The following is a 13,788-nucleotide window of genomic DNA, read 5'->3' on the forward strand; positions in this document are numbered from 1 at the left end:
ACGTATTCCTGGAAGAAACAAATTAGGTAAAGGTGAATATGGGTAAAGCTCTCGTTATCGTTGAGTCCCCGGCAAAAGCCAAAACGATCAATAAGTATCTGGGTAGCGACTACGTGGTTAAGTCCAGCGTCGGTCATATCCGCGATCTGCCGACCAGTGGCTCAGCCAAGAAGAGCGCCGACTCTACCTCCACCAAAGGGGCCAAAAAGCCTAAAAAGGATGAACGTAGCGCGCTCGTAAATCGCATGGGGGTTAACCCGTGGGATAACTGGCAGGCACAGTACGAAGTGCTGCCGGGTAAAGAGAAAGTCGTCTCCGAGCTGAAACAGCTGGCGGAAAAAGCCGACCACATCTATCTCGCAACCGACCTTGACCGCGAAGGGGAGGCCATTGCATGGCACCTGCGGGAAGTGATCGGGGGAGATGACACCCGCTACAGCCGCGTGGTGTTTAACGAAATTACTAAAAATGCGATCCGTCAGGCTTTTGAAAAGCCGGGCGAGCTGAACATCGATCGCGTTAACGCTCAGCAGGCGCGCCGCTTTATGGACCGCGTCGTGGGTTACATGGTCTCTCCACTGCTGTGGAAAAAGATTGCCCGTGGCCTGTCAGCGGGCCGCGTACAGTCTGTTGCCGTGCGTCTGGTGGTTGAGCGTGAACGCGAAATCAAAGCGTTTGTACCAGAAGAGTTCTGGGAAATTGACGCCAGCGTGACCACGCCGGGCGGCGATACGCTGCCGCTGGAAGTGTCCCACCAGAACGATAAACCGTTCCGCCCTGAAAACCGTGAGCAGACGATGGCTGCGGTTGCGGTGCTGGAAAAAGCCCGCTATCAGGTGCTGGATCGTGAAGACAAACCGACCAGCAGCAAGCCGGGCGCGCCGTTTATCACCTCCACGCTGCAGCAGGCGGCAAGTACCCGTCTGGGTTACGGCGTGAAGAAAACCATGATGATGGCTCAGCGTCTGTATGAAGCCGGTCACATTACCTATATGCGTACTGACTCCACCAACCTGAGTCAGGACGCAGTGAACATGGTGCGTGATTACATTGGCGATAACTTCGGTAAGAAGTATCTGCCGGAGAGCGCCAACCAGTACAACAGCAAAGAGAATTCACAGGAAGCGCACGAAGCGATTCGTCCTTCTGACGTTGCTGTGGTGGCTGAATCTCTGAAAGATATGGAAGCCGATGCGCAGAAGCTGTATCAGCTGATCTGGCGCCAGTTTGTCGCCTGTCAGATGACGCCAGCACAGTACGACTCCACCACCCTGACCGTCGGTGCGGGTGATTTCCGCCTGAAAGCGCGTGGCCGCATTCTGCGTTTCGATGGCTGGACCAAAGTGATGCCTGCGCTGCGTAAGGGTGATGAAGACAAAACCCTGCCAGCGGTCAACGCCGGGGATGAACTCTCTCTGGTTGAACTGACGCCAGCCCAGCACTTCACCAAGCCACCGGCTCGCTTCAGCGAAGCTTCGCTGGTGAAAGAGCTGGAAAAACGCGGCATCGGTCGTCCATCCACCTATGCGTCGATCATTTCGACCATCCAGGATCGCGGCTATGTGCGTACGGAAAACCGCCGTTTCTATGCGGAGAAAATGGGTGAAATCGTAACCGATCGTCTGGAAGCTAACTTCCGCGAGCTGATGAACTACGACTTTACCGCGCAGATGGAAAACAGTCTGGACCAGGTGGCGAACCACGAAGCCGAGTGGAAGAAAGTGCTCGATAGCTTCTTCGGCGACTTCACCAACCAGTTGGAAAAAGCGGAAAAAGACCCTGAAGAGGGTGGCATGCTGCCGAACCAGATGGTGCTGACCAGCATCGACTGTCCGACATGCGGCCGCAAGATGGGGATCCGTACCGCCACTACCGGCGTGTTCCTTGGCTGTTCAGGCTATGCCTTATCACCGAAAGAGCGCTGCAAAACCACCATCAACCTGGTGCCGGAAAACGAAGTGCTGAACGTGCTGGAAGGCGATGATGCGGAAACCAACGCATTACGCGCCAAGCGCCGCTGTAACAAGTGCGGCACAGCGATGGACAGCTACCTGATCGATCCGAAACGTAAGCTGCACGTCTGTGGTAACAACCCGACCTGCGACGGTTACGAGATCGAAGAGGGCGAGTTCCGCATTAAGGGCTATGACGGTCCGATCGTGGAGTGTGAAAAATGTGGTTCTGAAATGCACCTGAAGATGGGGCGTTTTGGCAAGTACATGGCCTGTACCAACGACGACTGCAAAAATACGCGTAAGATCCTGCGTAACGGCGAAGTGGCACCGCCGAAGGAAGATCCGGTCCCGTTGCCGGAGCTGCCGTGCGAGAAGTCTGATGCCTACTTCGTCCTGCGTGACGGTGCCGCAGGCGTCTTCCTGGCGGCTAACACCTTCCCGAAATCACGTGAAACGCGTGCGCCGTTAGTGGAAGAGCTGTTCCGCTTCCGCGATCGCCTGGCAGAGAAACTGCGCTATCTGGCCGATGCGCCACAGCAGGATCCTGAAGGCAATAAAACGGTTGTACGTTTTAGCCGTAAAACCAAGCAGCAGTATGTTGCTGCTGAAAAGGACGGTAAAGCCACCGGCTGGTCAGCATTTTATGTTGACGGCAAATGGGTTGAAGGCAAGAAATAAGCCTTAATTACCGTAACTTACCTGTAAAAGGGCCGGACATCCGGCCCTTTTTTATTGCCTGTTTATTATTTTTTGTTCCGGGCTATACAGCAATGATATAAATGATATAGTGGTTATAGTTAATCCTTTTCTTATTATCAAATCGTCTTAAACGATTGCCCGTGTGCGCTCAATCGGATGGTCCCGCATGAAATTACAGCAGCTTCGCTATATCGTTGAGGTGGTCAACCACAACCTTAATGTCTCCTCGACCGCAGAAGGTCTTTATACCTCCCAACCCGGTATCAGTAAGCAGGTCCGTATGCTTGAAGATGAGCTGGGGATCCAGATTTTCGCCCGCAGCGGTAAACATCTTACTCAGGTGACCCCGGCGGGGCAGGAAATTATCCGTATTGCCCGCGAGGTGCTTTCGAAGGTCGATGCCATTAAATCCGTGGCAGGCGAGCACACCTGGCCTGACAAAGGCTCCCTGTATATCGCCACCACCCACACTCAGGCACGTTACGCCTTGCCGGGCGTGATTAAAGGCTTTATCGAGCGTTACCCTCGCGTGTCGTTGCATATGCATCAGGGCTCACCGACGCAGATTGCTGAGGCGGTCTCCAAAGGCAATGCGGATTTTGCTATTGCCACCGAAGCGCTGCATCTTTACGACGATCTGGTCATGCTGCCTTGCTATCACTGGAACCGCTCGATTGTGGTGACGCCGGAACATCCGCTGGCGGCCAAAACGTCGGTGTCGATCGAAGAGCTCGCCCAGTATCCGCTGGTCACCTATACCTTTGGTTTTACCGGCCGTTCAGAGCTGGACACCGCTTTTAATCGTGCGGGGCTGACGCCACGGATCGTCTTTACCGCCACCGATGCCGACGTGATTAAAACCTATGTACGGCTGGGGCTGGGGGTGGGGGTGATTGCCAGTATGGCAGTCGATCCAGTAGCCGATCCGGATTTGGTGCGCCTGGATACCCAGGGGGTGTTCGGCCATAGCACCACCAAAATTGGTTTCCGTCGTAGCACTTTCCTGCGTAGCTATATGTATGATTTCATTCAGCGTTTCGCCCCACATTTAACCCGCGATGTGGTGGATACGGCAGTGGCGTTGCGTTCTAATGAAGACATCGAAGCGATGTTTAAAGATATTAAGCTGCCAGAGAAATAATACCCTGCGGTATCTTTCCTGCGGGAAGGATACCGTTATCCCTGCGTTTACCCGAATTAAAACCCCGCCTCAAGCTTGCCATTCCTCAGAATAACCATAGAGTTTTAGCGCTTTCTGTACCTGTCCGTAACAAAAAGACAACCAAAATAGAAAATAAATAGCCGCTACGCAAATTCCTCGTTTCATTTATATATTTCCGCTCAAAAGATTAGATATTTCACGGTCTACGATTGGTAAATTCGCTGGATTTTCAACTAAAGTTTCTTTAGGATTTATCTCAACCATGATTACTTATACCAATTGTTTGGTATCTAAATGATAAGCGATATCGATTGTATGAGGTTAGCAATGCCGTCAGGACGTCAGGATCCGCAACGGAACCCAGGACTTAAGCGTAAAGCCTGGCTGGCGGTGTTTCTCGGCTCCACGCTGTTTTGGGTGGTGGTGGCGTTACTGGTCTGGAAATTTTGGGGTTAACTATGACGGTTCAGGGGCGCAGTGAAGCAGTGAAACCTATGTGTCAGCAACGTGACACTCGCCGCAAAGTCCGTAAAGAAGTTAAAGGGCAAGTGCCTGCTTCCTGGACACTGTCTCCGCAGCAGCAAGCCTTCATTGATTCGTTCGCAGAAGACGATACCAAAAAACAATAATTCTGCCGCTAAGGCGTAGTGCATTAATAATTCAGTGCACTTTTGTACTCTTAAATAAATACACTTCAGCAATACCGAACTGAGCCAGACTCAGCCGTAAACAAATAAATAAAGACGGGTGTCACAATGATGAATAATATATCCGAAGTTAAATACTGGTCGTGGATCGCGGCGTTCTCCCTGTCGATTCTCTTCTGGTACCAGCTCATCTCCCTCACCTTACACTGAAAAATAAAGCCTCGCTAAAGCGGGGCTTTTTGTTTTTACCCTCTCCTGTAGTCTGTAAATTTGTCCATTTGAGTTGTTATCAAATCGTTACGGTGACGATGTGTTATCTTTAATTACGGCCCTGATAAAGGTCAGGGTATCGCAATCCCGGTAATTAAGGAGGAGCTTATGTCGTTAACCTTACGCGAAGCCAGTAAGGACACATTGCAGGCCGAGAACAAAACCTATCACTACTACAGCCTGCCGCTGGCCGCCAGGGAGCTTGGGGACATCGCGCGTTTACCCAAGTCGCTTAAAGTGTTACTGGAAAACCTTCTGCGCTGGCAGGATGAGGACTCTGTCACCAGCGAGGATATCCACGCCCTCGCCGGGTGGCTGCAAAATGCCTATGCCGACCGGGAAATAGCCTATCGTCCGGCCAGGGTCCTGATGCAGGACTTCACTGGCGTCCCGGCGGTAGTCGATCTGGCAGCGATGCGCGAAGCGGTTAAACGTCTCGGCGGCGATACCGCCAAAGTGAACCCGCTTTCTCCTGTGGACCTCGTTATTGACCACTCTGTGACCGTGGACCACTTTGGCGACGATGAGGCCTTTGAAGAGAACGTGCGTCTGGAGATGGAACGTAACCACGAGCGCTATGTATTTCTGAAGTGGGGCCAGCAGGCCTTCAGCCGCTTTAGCGTTGTCCCGCCCGGCACCGGCATCTGCCACCAGGTCAATCTCGAATACCTTGGCAAAGCGGTGTGGAGTGAACTGCAGGATAAAGAGTGGGTGGCCTACCCAGATACCCTGGTTGGTACTGACTCGCACACCACTATGATCAACGGCCTTGGTGTGCTGGGCTGGGGGGTAGGGGGGATCGAAGCTGAGGCCGCCATGCTCGGCCAACCGGTGTCGATGCTGATCCCTGACGTGGTCGGCTTTAAGCTGACCGGCAAACTGAGTGAAGGCATCACCGCAACCGATCTGGTGCTCACCGTGACTCAGATGCTGCGTAAGCATGGGGTGGTGGGCAAATTCGTTGAATTCTACGGTGACGGGCTCGACACGTTGCCGCTGGCTGACCGGGCCACCATCGCCAACATGGCGCCGGAATATGGCGCAACCTGTGGTTTCTTCCCGATTGATGGCGTAACGCTGGAATATATGCGCCTCAGCGGGCGCAGCAGCGAGCAGGTCGCGCTGGTCGAGGCCTATGCCAAAGCGCAAGGAATGTGGCGTAACCCGGGTGATGAACCGGTATTCACCAGCACTCTGGCGCTGGATATGGGCGAAGTGGAAGCCAGTCTTGCCGGGCCGAAACGTCCTCAGGATCGGGTGGCGCTGGCAGATGTGCCGAAGGCGTTTGCCGCCAGCACCGAGCTGGAGGTTAACACCGCTCACAAGGATAGCCGGCCCATTGATTATGTTATGAACGGCCATCAGTACCAGCTTCCGGATGGCGCGGTGGTGATCGCGGCCATTACCTCCTGCACTAACACCTCTAACCCCAGCGTATTGATGGCGGCCGGGCTGCTGGCAAAAAAAGCCGTTACCCTTGGGCTGAAACGCCAGCCGTGGGTAAAAGCCTCGCTGGCCCCGGGTTCTAAGGTGGTCTCCGATTATCTGGCCCAGGCCCGGCTGACACCGTACCTGGATGAGCTGGGCTTTAACCTGGTCGGCTACGGGTGTACCACCTGTATCGGGAACTCCGGGCCGCTGCCGGAGCCTATCGAGACGGCGATTAAGCAGGGCGATATGACGGTAGGGGCGGTGCTCTCTGGCAACCGTAACTTCGAAGGTCGTATCCATCCGCTGATTAAAACCAACTGGCTGGCATCGCCGCCGCTGGTGGTAGCCTACGCCCTGGCCGGCAATATGAATATTAACCTCGCGACCGAGCCGTTGGGGCACGATCGCAAAGGGGATCCGGTTTATCTGAAGGATATCTGGCCGTCGGCGCAGGAGATCGCCCTCGCGGTAGAAAAAGTCTCCACCGACATGTTCCGCAAAGAGTATGCCGAAGTGTTCGAAGGCACGCCGGAGTGGAAAACGATTGAGGTGGCGCACTCAGACACCTACAGCTGGCAGGATGATTCGACCTATATCCGTCTTTCGCCTTTCTTCGACGAGATGCTGGCCGAACCAAAACCGCTGGAAGATATTCACGGCGCGCGAGTGTTAGCCATCCTTGGCGACTCGGTGACTACCGACCACATCTCCCCGGCGGGCAGCATTAAAGCCGATAGCCCGGCTGGACGATATCTGCAGAGTCGTGGTGTGGAGCGTCGTGACTTCAACTCTTACGGTTCACGTCGCGGCAACCATGAGGTGATGATGCGCGGCACCTTCGCTAATATCCGCATCCGCAACGAGATGGTGCCAGGGGTCGAAGGTGGGATGACCCGCCATCTGCCGGGCACAGAAGTGATCTCGATTTACGATGCTGCCATGAAGTATCAGCAGGAAGGCACGCCGCTGGCGGTCATTGCCGGGAAAGAGTACGGTTCCGGATCCAGTCGCGACTGGGCTGCAAAAGGGCCACGCCTGCTGGGCGTGCGCGTGGTGATCGCTGAGTCGTTTGAGCGTATCCACCGTTCAAACCTGATTGGGATGGGGATTTTACCCCTGGAGTTCCCGCAGGGGACATCGCGTAAAACGCTGGGGCTGACCGGGGAGGAGCGCATTGATATTGCGGATCTGCAAAGTCTGACGCCGGGTGCCACGGTGCCGGTCAAACTGACGCGGACGGACGGGCAAACCGAGATGGTGGAGTGTCGCTGCCGTATTGATACCGCGACAGAACTGACCTACTACCAGAATGACGGCATCCTGCACTATGTGATTCGTAATATGTTGAATTAACGTGCTGTGACCAGCCCGGCCTGCCTTGCGCTGCCGGGCTGTTATTTTTTATTCGCTAAGGAGATGCCCAAGCTTCGCCGCTTTGGTATCCAGATAGTGTTCGTTGTTCGGGTTGCGGCCCACGATCAGCGGCACGCGCTCAACGATGTTGATGCCGGCTTCGGTGAGGATCTCGACCTTACGCGGGTTATTGGTCAGAAGACGCACTTCGTCCACGCCCAGCAGCTTGAACATATCGGCGCAGAGGGTGAAATCGCGCTCATCGGCAGCAAAGCCTAACTGATGGTTCGCTTCCACGGTGTCGTACCCTTGATCCTGCAGGGCATAGGCACGGATTTTATTCAGCAGGCCGATATTACGACCCTCCTGACGGTGATACAGCAGGATGCCGCGGCCTTCTTCCGCAATGTGCGACAGGGCTGCTTCCAGTTGAAAACCACAATCGCAGCGCAGGCTAAACAGGGCGTCACCCGTCAAACACTCGGAATGGACGCGAGCAAGTACTGGCGTCTGCCCGGAGGTATCCCCGAACACTAACGCAACGTGATCCTGCCCGGTTGCCAGTTCTTCAAAACCCACCATCAGGAAATCGCCCCATGGGGTTGGCAGATTGGCTTCTGCCACACGTTTAAGCTGCATGTGATTCTCCAGAAAATGCTGACACGCCTTGTGTCTGTTGCCTGTTTGGCTGTCGGTATTGTCTTATTTTGCCACAAGCTGCGCGGGTTCACCTAATCACCGCCAGCTTAACGAACGTTAAACGCACAATCCGACATTTTTACGCAGCAGCAATTTTTCGGTTATGATTGTGAGGCTTATCGAAAAAAGGAGACGACATGCTTTCTATTGCCCGCCGCACGGCAGTTGGTGCAGGGATATTACTCATTATGCCTGCGACTGTATGGATATCAGGCTGGCAGTGGCAGCCTGGAGCGGATAGCGGGTGGCTAAAGGCGCTGTACTGGATCACAGAGACGGTCACCCAACCCTGGGGCATTATTACGCACGCGCTGTTGTGCGGATGGTTTCTATGGTGCCTGCGTTTTCGCCTGCGGGCCGCCATTATGCTCTTTGCCATTCTCGCCGGCGTGATCCTGATCGGCCAGGGACTCAAATCCTGGGTGAAAGATCAGGTTCAGGAGCCGCGTCCGTTTGTCGTCTGGCTGGAAAAAACTCACCATGTCCCGGTCAACGACTTCTACAATTTAAAGCGTAAAGAACGCGGCGAGCTGGTGAAAGAACAGCTTACTGAACAACAGGCTGTTCCGACATTCTTACGTAAGCACTGGCAGAAAGAGACAGGATTTGCCTTCCCGTCTGGCCACACGATGTTCGCCGCGAGCTGGGCATTATTGGGGGTAGGATTGCTGTGGCCGCGTCGACGCACGTTCACTATCGCCATTCTGCTGGTGTGGGCGACGGGTGTCATGGGGAGCCGCCTGCTGCTCGGCATGCACTGGCCGCGGGATCTGGTGGTGGCGACCCTGATGTCGTGGCTGCTGATCACCTTTGCGACCTGGCTTGCTCAGCGCGTCTGTGGTCCACTCACGCCGCCAGTAGAAGAGAAGCGGGAAATAGCCGACAGGGACCAGGAAAGCTGACAGCGGTTGAAATTCTCATATTTAGCCGCAGATCTCACCGTGGCGCGATGCTTTTTCCGTTTCGCGCCCGTCCTTAAAATGGTAGTTTATAAGGCTGGCTACGCGATGTTGAACACTCTTTATTCGCTCAAACCACATAACGGGAAGTAATGTGAAATATTTACTCATTTTCTTACTGGTATTGGCGATTTTCGTCATTTCCGTCACATTGGGTGCGCAAAACGATCAACAGGTAACCTTTAATTATCTGCTGGCGCAAGGCGAATATCGGATTTCCAGCCTTCTGGCGGTACTCTTTGCGGCCGGGTTTGCCATCGGCTGGCTTATTTGCGGCCTGTTCTGGCTGAAAGTTCGGGTTTCACTTGCCCGTGCTGAACGTAAAATTAAACGTCTTGAATACCAGATTGCGCCCACGACCGACGTTCCGGTGAGTTCAGGTGTGCCGGTAGCGAAGGAATAATCAAAGATGCTGGAGTTGTTGTTTCTGCTTTTGCCTGTAGCCGCAGCCTATGGCTGGTATATGGGCCGCAGAAGTGCGCAACAAACAAAACAGGATGAAGCTAACCGCCTGTCACGCGACTACGTTGCCGGGGTTAACTTCCTTCTGAGCAACCAACAGGACAAAGCGGTCGACCTGTTCCTCGAGATGTTGAAAGAGGATACTGGCACCGTTGAGGCCCATCTTACTCTCGGCAATCTGTTCCGTTCTCGCGGTGAAGTTGACCGCGCCATTCGTATTCACCAGACCTTAATGGAAAGCGCCTCATTAACCTATGAGCAGCGTCTGCTGGCTGTACAACAGCTGGGTCGCGACTATATGGCGGCAGGGTTGTACGATCGCGCCGAAGAGATGTTTAACCAGCTGGTGGACGAAACCGATTTCCGCATCAGCGCCCTGCAACAACTCCTGCAGATTTACCAGGCCACCAGCGAGTGGCAGAAGGCGATCGACGTTGCGGAACGTCTGGTGAAGCTGGGTAAAGACAAACAGCGCGTCGAAATTGCCCATTTCTATTGCGAACTGGCTCTCCAGCAGATGGGCAATGAAGACATGGATAAAGCCATGGCGCTGCTCAGGAAGGGCGCTGCCGCCGATCGCAGCAGCGCGCGCGTCTCCATCATGATGGGGCGCGTGTACATGGCAAAAGGCGATTATCAGAAAGCGGTAGAGAGCCTGCTACGGGTCATCGAGCAGGATAAAGAGTTGGTCAGCGAAACTCTGGATATGCTGCAAACCTGCTATCAGCAGTTGGGTATGGCCGAGGAGTGGGTTGCCTTCCTGCGCCGCTGCGTGGAAGAGAACACCGGGGCGTATGCGGAGCTGATGCTGGCGGATGTCGTCCAGGAGCATGAAGGCAGCGACACGGCGCAGGTCTACATCACGCGTCAGCTGCAGCGACATCCTACCATGCGCGTCTTCCATAAGCTGATGGATTATCACCTGCACGATGCAGAAGAGGGGCGCGCCAAAGAGAGCCTGATGGTGCTGCGCGACATGGTCGGCGAGCAGATCCGCAGTAAGCCGCGTTACCGCTGCCAGAAGTGCGGTTTCACCGCCTATACGCTGTACTGGCACTGTCCGTCCTGCCGCGCCTGGTCCACCATCAAGCCGATTCGCGGCCTCGATGGGCAGTAATTTTTAAAAAAACCTCATTTTAGTTACAACATACTCTAAGCCTGGCATCCAGGCTTGCCGGTGCGCGCTGCGGTCTGGCAGGAATGGAAATGGAACCTGTTAATTTCAACGAGGCACAGGTAGAATGCACGCCGTTTACCATTCCCGCGCCGATGCGGCGCCCATCGACGAGAAGGTCCGGTCATGACGTCTGTAGCTCCCTCTTCTTCCCGCGCAGGTACTGAATCTCCTGTTGTTGTCGCTCTGGATTACAACAATCGCGATAACGCGCTTGCGTTCGTTGATCGTATTGACCCGCGCGACTGCCGCCTGAAAATCGGCAAAGAGATGTTCACGCTCTTTGGCCCGCAAATCGTGCGTGACATGCAGCAGCGCGGCTTTGATCTCTTTCTGGATCTAAAATTCCACGATATTCCTAACACTACGGCCCATGCGGTAGCCGCGGCGGCCGAGCTGGGCGTCTGGATGGTGAACGTCCACGCTTCAGGTGGGGCACGGATGATGACAGCCGCCCGGGAAGCCCTGCTGCCGTTTGGCAAAGACGCCCCCTTGCTGATTGCCGTCACCGTGCTGACCAGCATGGAAGCCAGCGACCTGCTGGATCTCGGTGTGACCCTGTCACCGGCTGAGCATGCCGAGCGTCTGGCGCGGCTGACCCATTCCTGCGGGTTGGATGGTGTGGTGTGCTCTGCTCAGGAAGCGGTGCGCTTCAAAAGTGCTATCGGTCAGGATTTTAAGCTGGTCACCCCAGGCATTCGTCCACAGGGCAGCGATGCCGGCGATCAGCGCCGCATTATGACCCCGGAGCAGGCGCTGGCAGCGGGTGTAGACTATATGGTTATTGGTCGTCCGGTGACCCAGTCTGCGGATCCGGCTCAGACCCTGAAAGCCATCAACGCATCACTTCACAAGGGGGCCTAATGCGCGATACCAACAGCCGCCTGGTCTATTCGACCGACACCGGGCGCATTGATGAACCGAAGGTGGAAGCTGAGCGCCCGAAAGGCGACGGCATTGTGCGCATTCAACGCCAGACCAGCGGACGCAAAGGAAAGGGCGTTTGCCTGGTGACCGGCATTGATGCCGACGATGCCACCCTGACAGCCATTGCCGCCGAGCTGAAGAAAAAGTGTGGCTGCGGCGGTTCGGTTAAAGATGGCGTGATTGAGATCCAGGGCGATAAGCGGGATCTGATTAAATCCCTGCTGGAAGCAAAAGGGATGAAAGTGAAATTAGCGGGCGGTTAACGCTTAGCAGAAACAAATAAGCCACGGTCGAGACCGTGGCTTATTGTTTTTATTTTGAGATAGCGCCAGAAACAACAGGGCGGTATCAAATGACTGCGGTGGTAATCGGTAAGTTATTTAACCTGGTGACCGATGATCCCACCCACTGCAGCACCACCCAGGGTACCGAGCGTGCTACCGTCAGTTAAGACGGAACCACCGATTGCGCCTGCACCCGCACCAATTGCGGTATTACGGTCTTGTCTGCTCATGCCGGAGCATGCGCTCAGTGATAACGCCAGCGTGACAGCCAGCATAGCAGCGGATAATTTTTTGCTGTTAATAGACATAACTCATTCTCCTGAAATAGTGATCCACGGAAATAGCTCTGCTTAAATAAGTGTAAAACTATTAAGCCAGTTTTCCATGAAACTTGATTGCGCAGGCGTTACAAAATCACGCAGGTGATAGTTACTTCCTGTTATATCGCTAACAATAATTTTACGTCTTTATCACTGATCCGACAGGTAAATAGTCTTAAAGGCTGCGTCGGAATAATCTCAGAGCGAAAGGGCAGAAAAACGCCCGACGAGGCGGGCGTAGAGGAGAGTCAGGCCGGTTTTTTGACGATATCGACGATCAGGCCTTCATGCTGTAACTTCTCGCTGTGGGCCGCTTTGATGCCCTCGTCGGTGATCACCCGATTGAAGCGGGAGACAGGGCCCATTGTGTAGGGATGCACTGCGCCAAACTTGGTGCTGTCGGTCAGCACAATGGCTTCAGCGCCTTTCTCAAGTACCGCGTTGACCACGTCAGAACGCATCATGTCCCGTCCGGTAAAACCGGTCTCTGGCTGCCAGCCATCGATACCGATAAAAGCCTTGCTGAAATGCACCTGCTGAACATACTGACGCGTCAGTGGGCCAACCATGCTTTCGCTTTTTTTCTGATAGATACCGCCCAACAAAATGACTTCGCTGCGCGTCTCTTTCAGAAGATGAGCAATGTAGCTGCTCACCGTCACGATGGTCACGTCCTCTTTCTGCTCAGCCAGCGTTCGCGCCAGCAGGGCATTACAACTCCCGTTCTCGATAAACACCGTTTCGCCATTGTTGACCAGAGAAGCGGCAAACTCTGCCAGTTCACGTTTCAGGGCGTAGTTATTCATCATGCGCGTTTCAACATCTTCGCTGTCCAGCGGCACGGCGTAGCCATGTGCGCGGCGCAGATAACTCATCTTTTCCAGAAGATTGAGGTCCTGGCGGATGGTGACTTCAGATACGCCGGTGCTTTTAGCCAGATCAACGACGCTCATGCGACCCGTGTCGATCACCATCTGTAATATTATTTGTTGTCGGGAATTCATAGCATCCATATTAAAACGGCAGAGCCGTTAGTTGAAAACTGACATAACCATGTGGGCTGCTGCGACCCTTAAACTTCCCACGGCGATTTAGGCTGTGCTACGTCGCCGTTTTTCTGCGCGCCCGCCTGAGTCAGTAATTCTGATTTTAATATCTCGAGATTACGCAGAGCAGAGTTCACATCACCTGCAACCAGAATATCCAGCACAGTATCAATACGTTGGGCAACTTTCAGTGCATCGATATCAGACATAATCTCATCCCTAAATGAAAAGTGAATAAATTCAATGATGCAGAAATTGAAGGCAAAAGAGAAGGGAAAAAGTGTGCTAACGAAAGCACATTAATGGTAGTGATATTTTCGTACTTCTTTATACAGAGGACTTTAGTAGTGGATTAGTCTACTTCTGCGCGCAAGGCGCTTTTTTCTATGAGGAATTAGAC

14 protein-coding genes are annotated in these 13,788 nt (G+C 54.0%); 10 read left to right on the forward strand and 4 right to left on the reverse strand.

The genetic code is table 11. The features are described 5' to 3' along the window. Positions 1-38: 38 nt before the first annotated feature. The 5 genes from topA to acnA all read left to right on the forward strand — a co-directional run bounded on the left by topA (position 39) and on the right by acnA (position 7,517). Positions 39-2,633, forward strand: a complete 2,595-nt coding sequence (gene topA, locus M8318_RS06075) for a type I DNA topoisomerase (RefSeq protein WP_262661416.1) — start codon at positions 39-41, stop codon at positions 2,631-2,633. 187 nt (positions 2,634-2,820) lie between these two features. Then, a complete protein-coding gene (cysB, locus tag M8318_RS06080) occupies positions 2,821-3,795 on the forward strand; it encodes an HTH-type transcriptional regulator CysB (protein WP_032611190.1) in 975 nt (324 codons plus the stop codon). 336 nt (positions 3,796-4,131) lie between these two features. Then, on the forward strand, positions 4,132-4,272 hold the full coding sequence (locus M8318_RS06085; RefSeq protein WP_225758618.1) for a YmiA family putative membrane protein: 141 nt from the start codon (positions 4,132-4,134) through the stop codon (positions 4,270-4,272). 299 nt (positions 4,273-4,571) lie between these two features. Next, the gene (gene ymiC / locus M8318_RS06090; protein WP_262661418.1) at positions 4,572-4,673 is read left to right on the forward strand and encodes a small membrane protein YmiC; all 102 of its coding nucleotides are present in this window, start codon (positions 4,572-4,574) and stop codon (positions 4,671-4,673) included. A 168-nt stretch (positions 4,674-4,841) separates the two neighbouring features. Next, positions 4,842-7,517, forward strand: a complete 2,676-nt coding sequence (acnA, locus tag M8318_RS06095; RefSeq protein WP_262661420.1) for an aconitate hydratase AcnA — start codon at positions 4,842-4,844, stop codon at positions 7,515-7,517. 48 nt (positions 7,518-7,565) lie between these two features. Here the strand turns inward: acnA and ribA are convergent, their stop codons facing one another. Continuing rightward, complete coding sequence (ribA, locus tag M8318_RS06100; protein WP_106993149.1) at positions 7,566-8,156, reverse strand: GTP cyclohydrolase II; 591 nt, start codon at positions 8,154-8,156, stop codon at positions 7,566-7,568. A 197-nt stretch (positions 8,157-8,353) separates the two neighbouring features. On the opposite strand from ribA, the gene pgpB reads away from it, so the two are divergent. The 5 genes from pgpB (at position 8,354) to yciH (ending at position 12,001) form a co-directional block, all read left to right on the forward strand. Further along, positions 8,354-9,118 (forward strand): phosphatidylglycerophosphatase B, encoded by a 765-nt coding sequence (gene pgpB, locus M8318_RS06105; RefSeq protein ID WP_262661422.1) that lies wholly within the window; start codon positions 8,354-8,356, stop codon positions 9,116-9,118. Between the two features lie 151 nt (positions 9,119-9,269). Next, positions 9,270-9,578 carry a LapA family protein gene (locus tag M8318_RS06110; protein ID WP_106993147.1) on the forward strand — a complete coding sequence of 103 codons (309 nt, stop codon included), beginning with the start codon at positions 9,270-9,272 and terminating at the stop codon, positions 9,576-9,578. A gap of 6 nt (positions 9,579-9,584) precedes the next feature. Continuing rightward, positions 9,585-10,754 carry a lipopolysaccharide assembly protein LapB gene (lapB, locus tag M8318_RS06115; protein WP_262661423.1) on the forward strand — a complete coding sequence of 390 codons (1,170 nt, stop codon included), beginning with the start codon at positions 9,585-9,587 and terminating at the stop codon, positions 10,752-10,754. 183 nt (positions 10,755-10,937) lie between these two features. Then, on the forward strand, positions 10,938-11,675 hold the full coding sequence (pyrF, locus tag M8318_RS06120) for an orotidine-5'-phosphate decarboxylase (RefSeq protein WP_262661424.1): 738 nt from the start codon (positions 10,938-10,940) through the stop codon (positions 11,673-11,675). Beyond that, positions 11,675-12,001 (forward strand): stress response translation initiation inhibitor YciH, encoded by a 327-nt coding sequence (yciH, locus tag M8318_RS06125; RefSeq protein ID WP_106993144.1) that lies wholly within the window; start codon positions 11,675-11,677, stop codon positions 11,999-12,001. Before pyrF ends, yciH begins: the two co-directional genes overlap by 1 nt. Positions 12,002-12,114: 113 nt before the next feature. On the opposite strand, the gene osmB is transcribed toward yciH, so the two are convergent. From osmB to yciZ, 3 genes are all read right to left on the reverse strand, one after another. Continuing rightward, on the reverse strand, positions 12,115-12,330 hold the full coding sequence (osmB, locus tag M8318_RS06130) for an osmotically-inducible lipoprotein OsmB (protein WP_106993143.1): 216 nt from the start codon (positions 12,328-12,330) through the stop codon (positions 12,115-12,117). Between the two features lie 260 nt (positions 12,331-12,590). Next, a complete protein-coding gene (gene yciT, locus M8318_RS06135) occupies positions 12,591-13,346 on the reverse strand; it encodes a DNA-binding transcriptional regulator YciT (protein WP_262661425.1) in 756 nt (251 codons plus the stop codon). Between the two features lie 68 nt (positions 13,347-13,414). Then, positions 13,415-13,597 (reverse strand): protein YciZ/DeoL, encoded by a 183-nt coding sequence (gene yciZ, locus M8318_RS06140; protein WP_262661427.1) that lies wholly within the window; start codon positions 13,595-13,597, stop codon positions 13,415-13,417. Positions 13,598-13,788: the final 191 nt, after the last annotated feature.

It is taken from the genome of Leclercia tamurae (assembly GCF_025566055.1).
Taxonomy (GTDB): Bacteria; Pseudomonadota; Gammaproteobacteria; order Enterobacterales; family Enterobacteriaceae; genus Enterobacter; species Enterobacter tamurae.

What these genes read in the sequence shown, in the direction of transcription:
- topA (WP_262661416.1), top strand. Translation starts at nt 39, where the DNA reads ATGGGTAAAGCTCTCGTTATCGTTGAGTCCCCGGCAAAAGCCAAAACG.
- cysB (WP_032611190.1), top strand. Translation starts at nt 2,821, where the DNA reads ATGAAATTACAGCAGCTTCGCTATATCGTTGAGGTGGTCAACCACAAC.
- M8318_RS06085 (WP_225758618.1), top strand. Translation starts at nt 4,132, where the DNA reads ATGAGGTTAGCAATGCCGTCAGGACGTCAGGATCCGCAACGGAACCCA.
- ymiC (WP_262661418.1), top strand. Translation starts at nt 4,572, where the DNA reads ATGATGAATAATATATCCGAAGTTAAATACTGGTCGTGGATCGCGGCG.
- acnA (WP_262661420.1), top strand. Translation starts at nt 4,842, where the DNA reads ATGTCGTTAACCTTACGCGAAGCCAGTAAGGACACATTGCAGGCCGAG.
- ribA (WP_106993149.1), bottom strand. Translation starts at nt 8,156, where the DNA reads ATGCAGCTTAAACGTGTGGCAGAAGCCAATCTGCCAACCCCATGGGGC.
- pgpB (WP_262661422.1), top strand. Translation starts at nt 8,354, where the DNA reads ATGCTTTCTATTGCCCGCCGCACGGCAGTTGGTGCAGGGATATTACTC.
- lapB (WP_262661423.1), top strand. Translation starts at nt 9,585, where the DNA reads ATGCTGGAGTTGTTGTTTCTGCTTTTGCCTGTAGCCGCAGCCTATGGC.
- pyrF (WP_262661424.1), top strand. Translation starts at nt 10,938, where the DNA reads ATGACGTCTGTAGCTCCCTCTTCTTCCCGCGCAGGTACTGAATCTCCT.
- yciH (WP_106993144.1), top strand. Translation starts at nt 11,675, where the DNA reads ATGCGCGATACCAACAGCCGCCTGGTCTATTCGACCGACACCGGGCGC.
- osmB (WP_106993143.1), bottom strand. Translation starts at nt 12,330, where the DNA reads ATGTCTATTAACAGCAAAAAATTATCCGCTGCTATGCTGGCTGTCACG.
- yciT (WP_262661425.1), bottom strand. Translation starts at nt 13,346, where the DNA reads ATGAATTCCCGACAACAAATAATATTACAGATGGTGATCGACACGGGT.
- yciZ (WP_262661427.1), bottom strand. Translation starts at nt 13,597, where the DNA reads ATGTCTGATATCGATGCACTGAAAGTTGCCCAACGTATTGATACTGTG.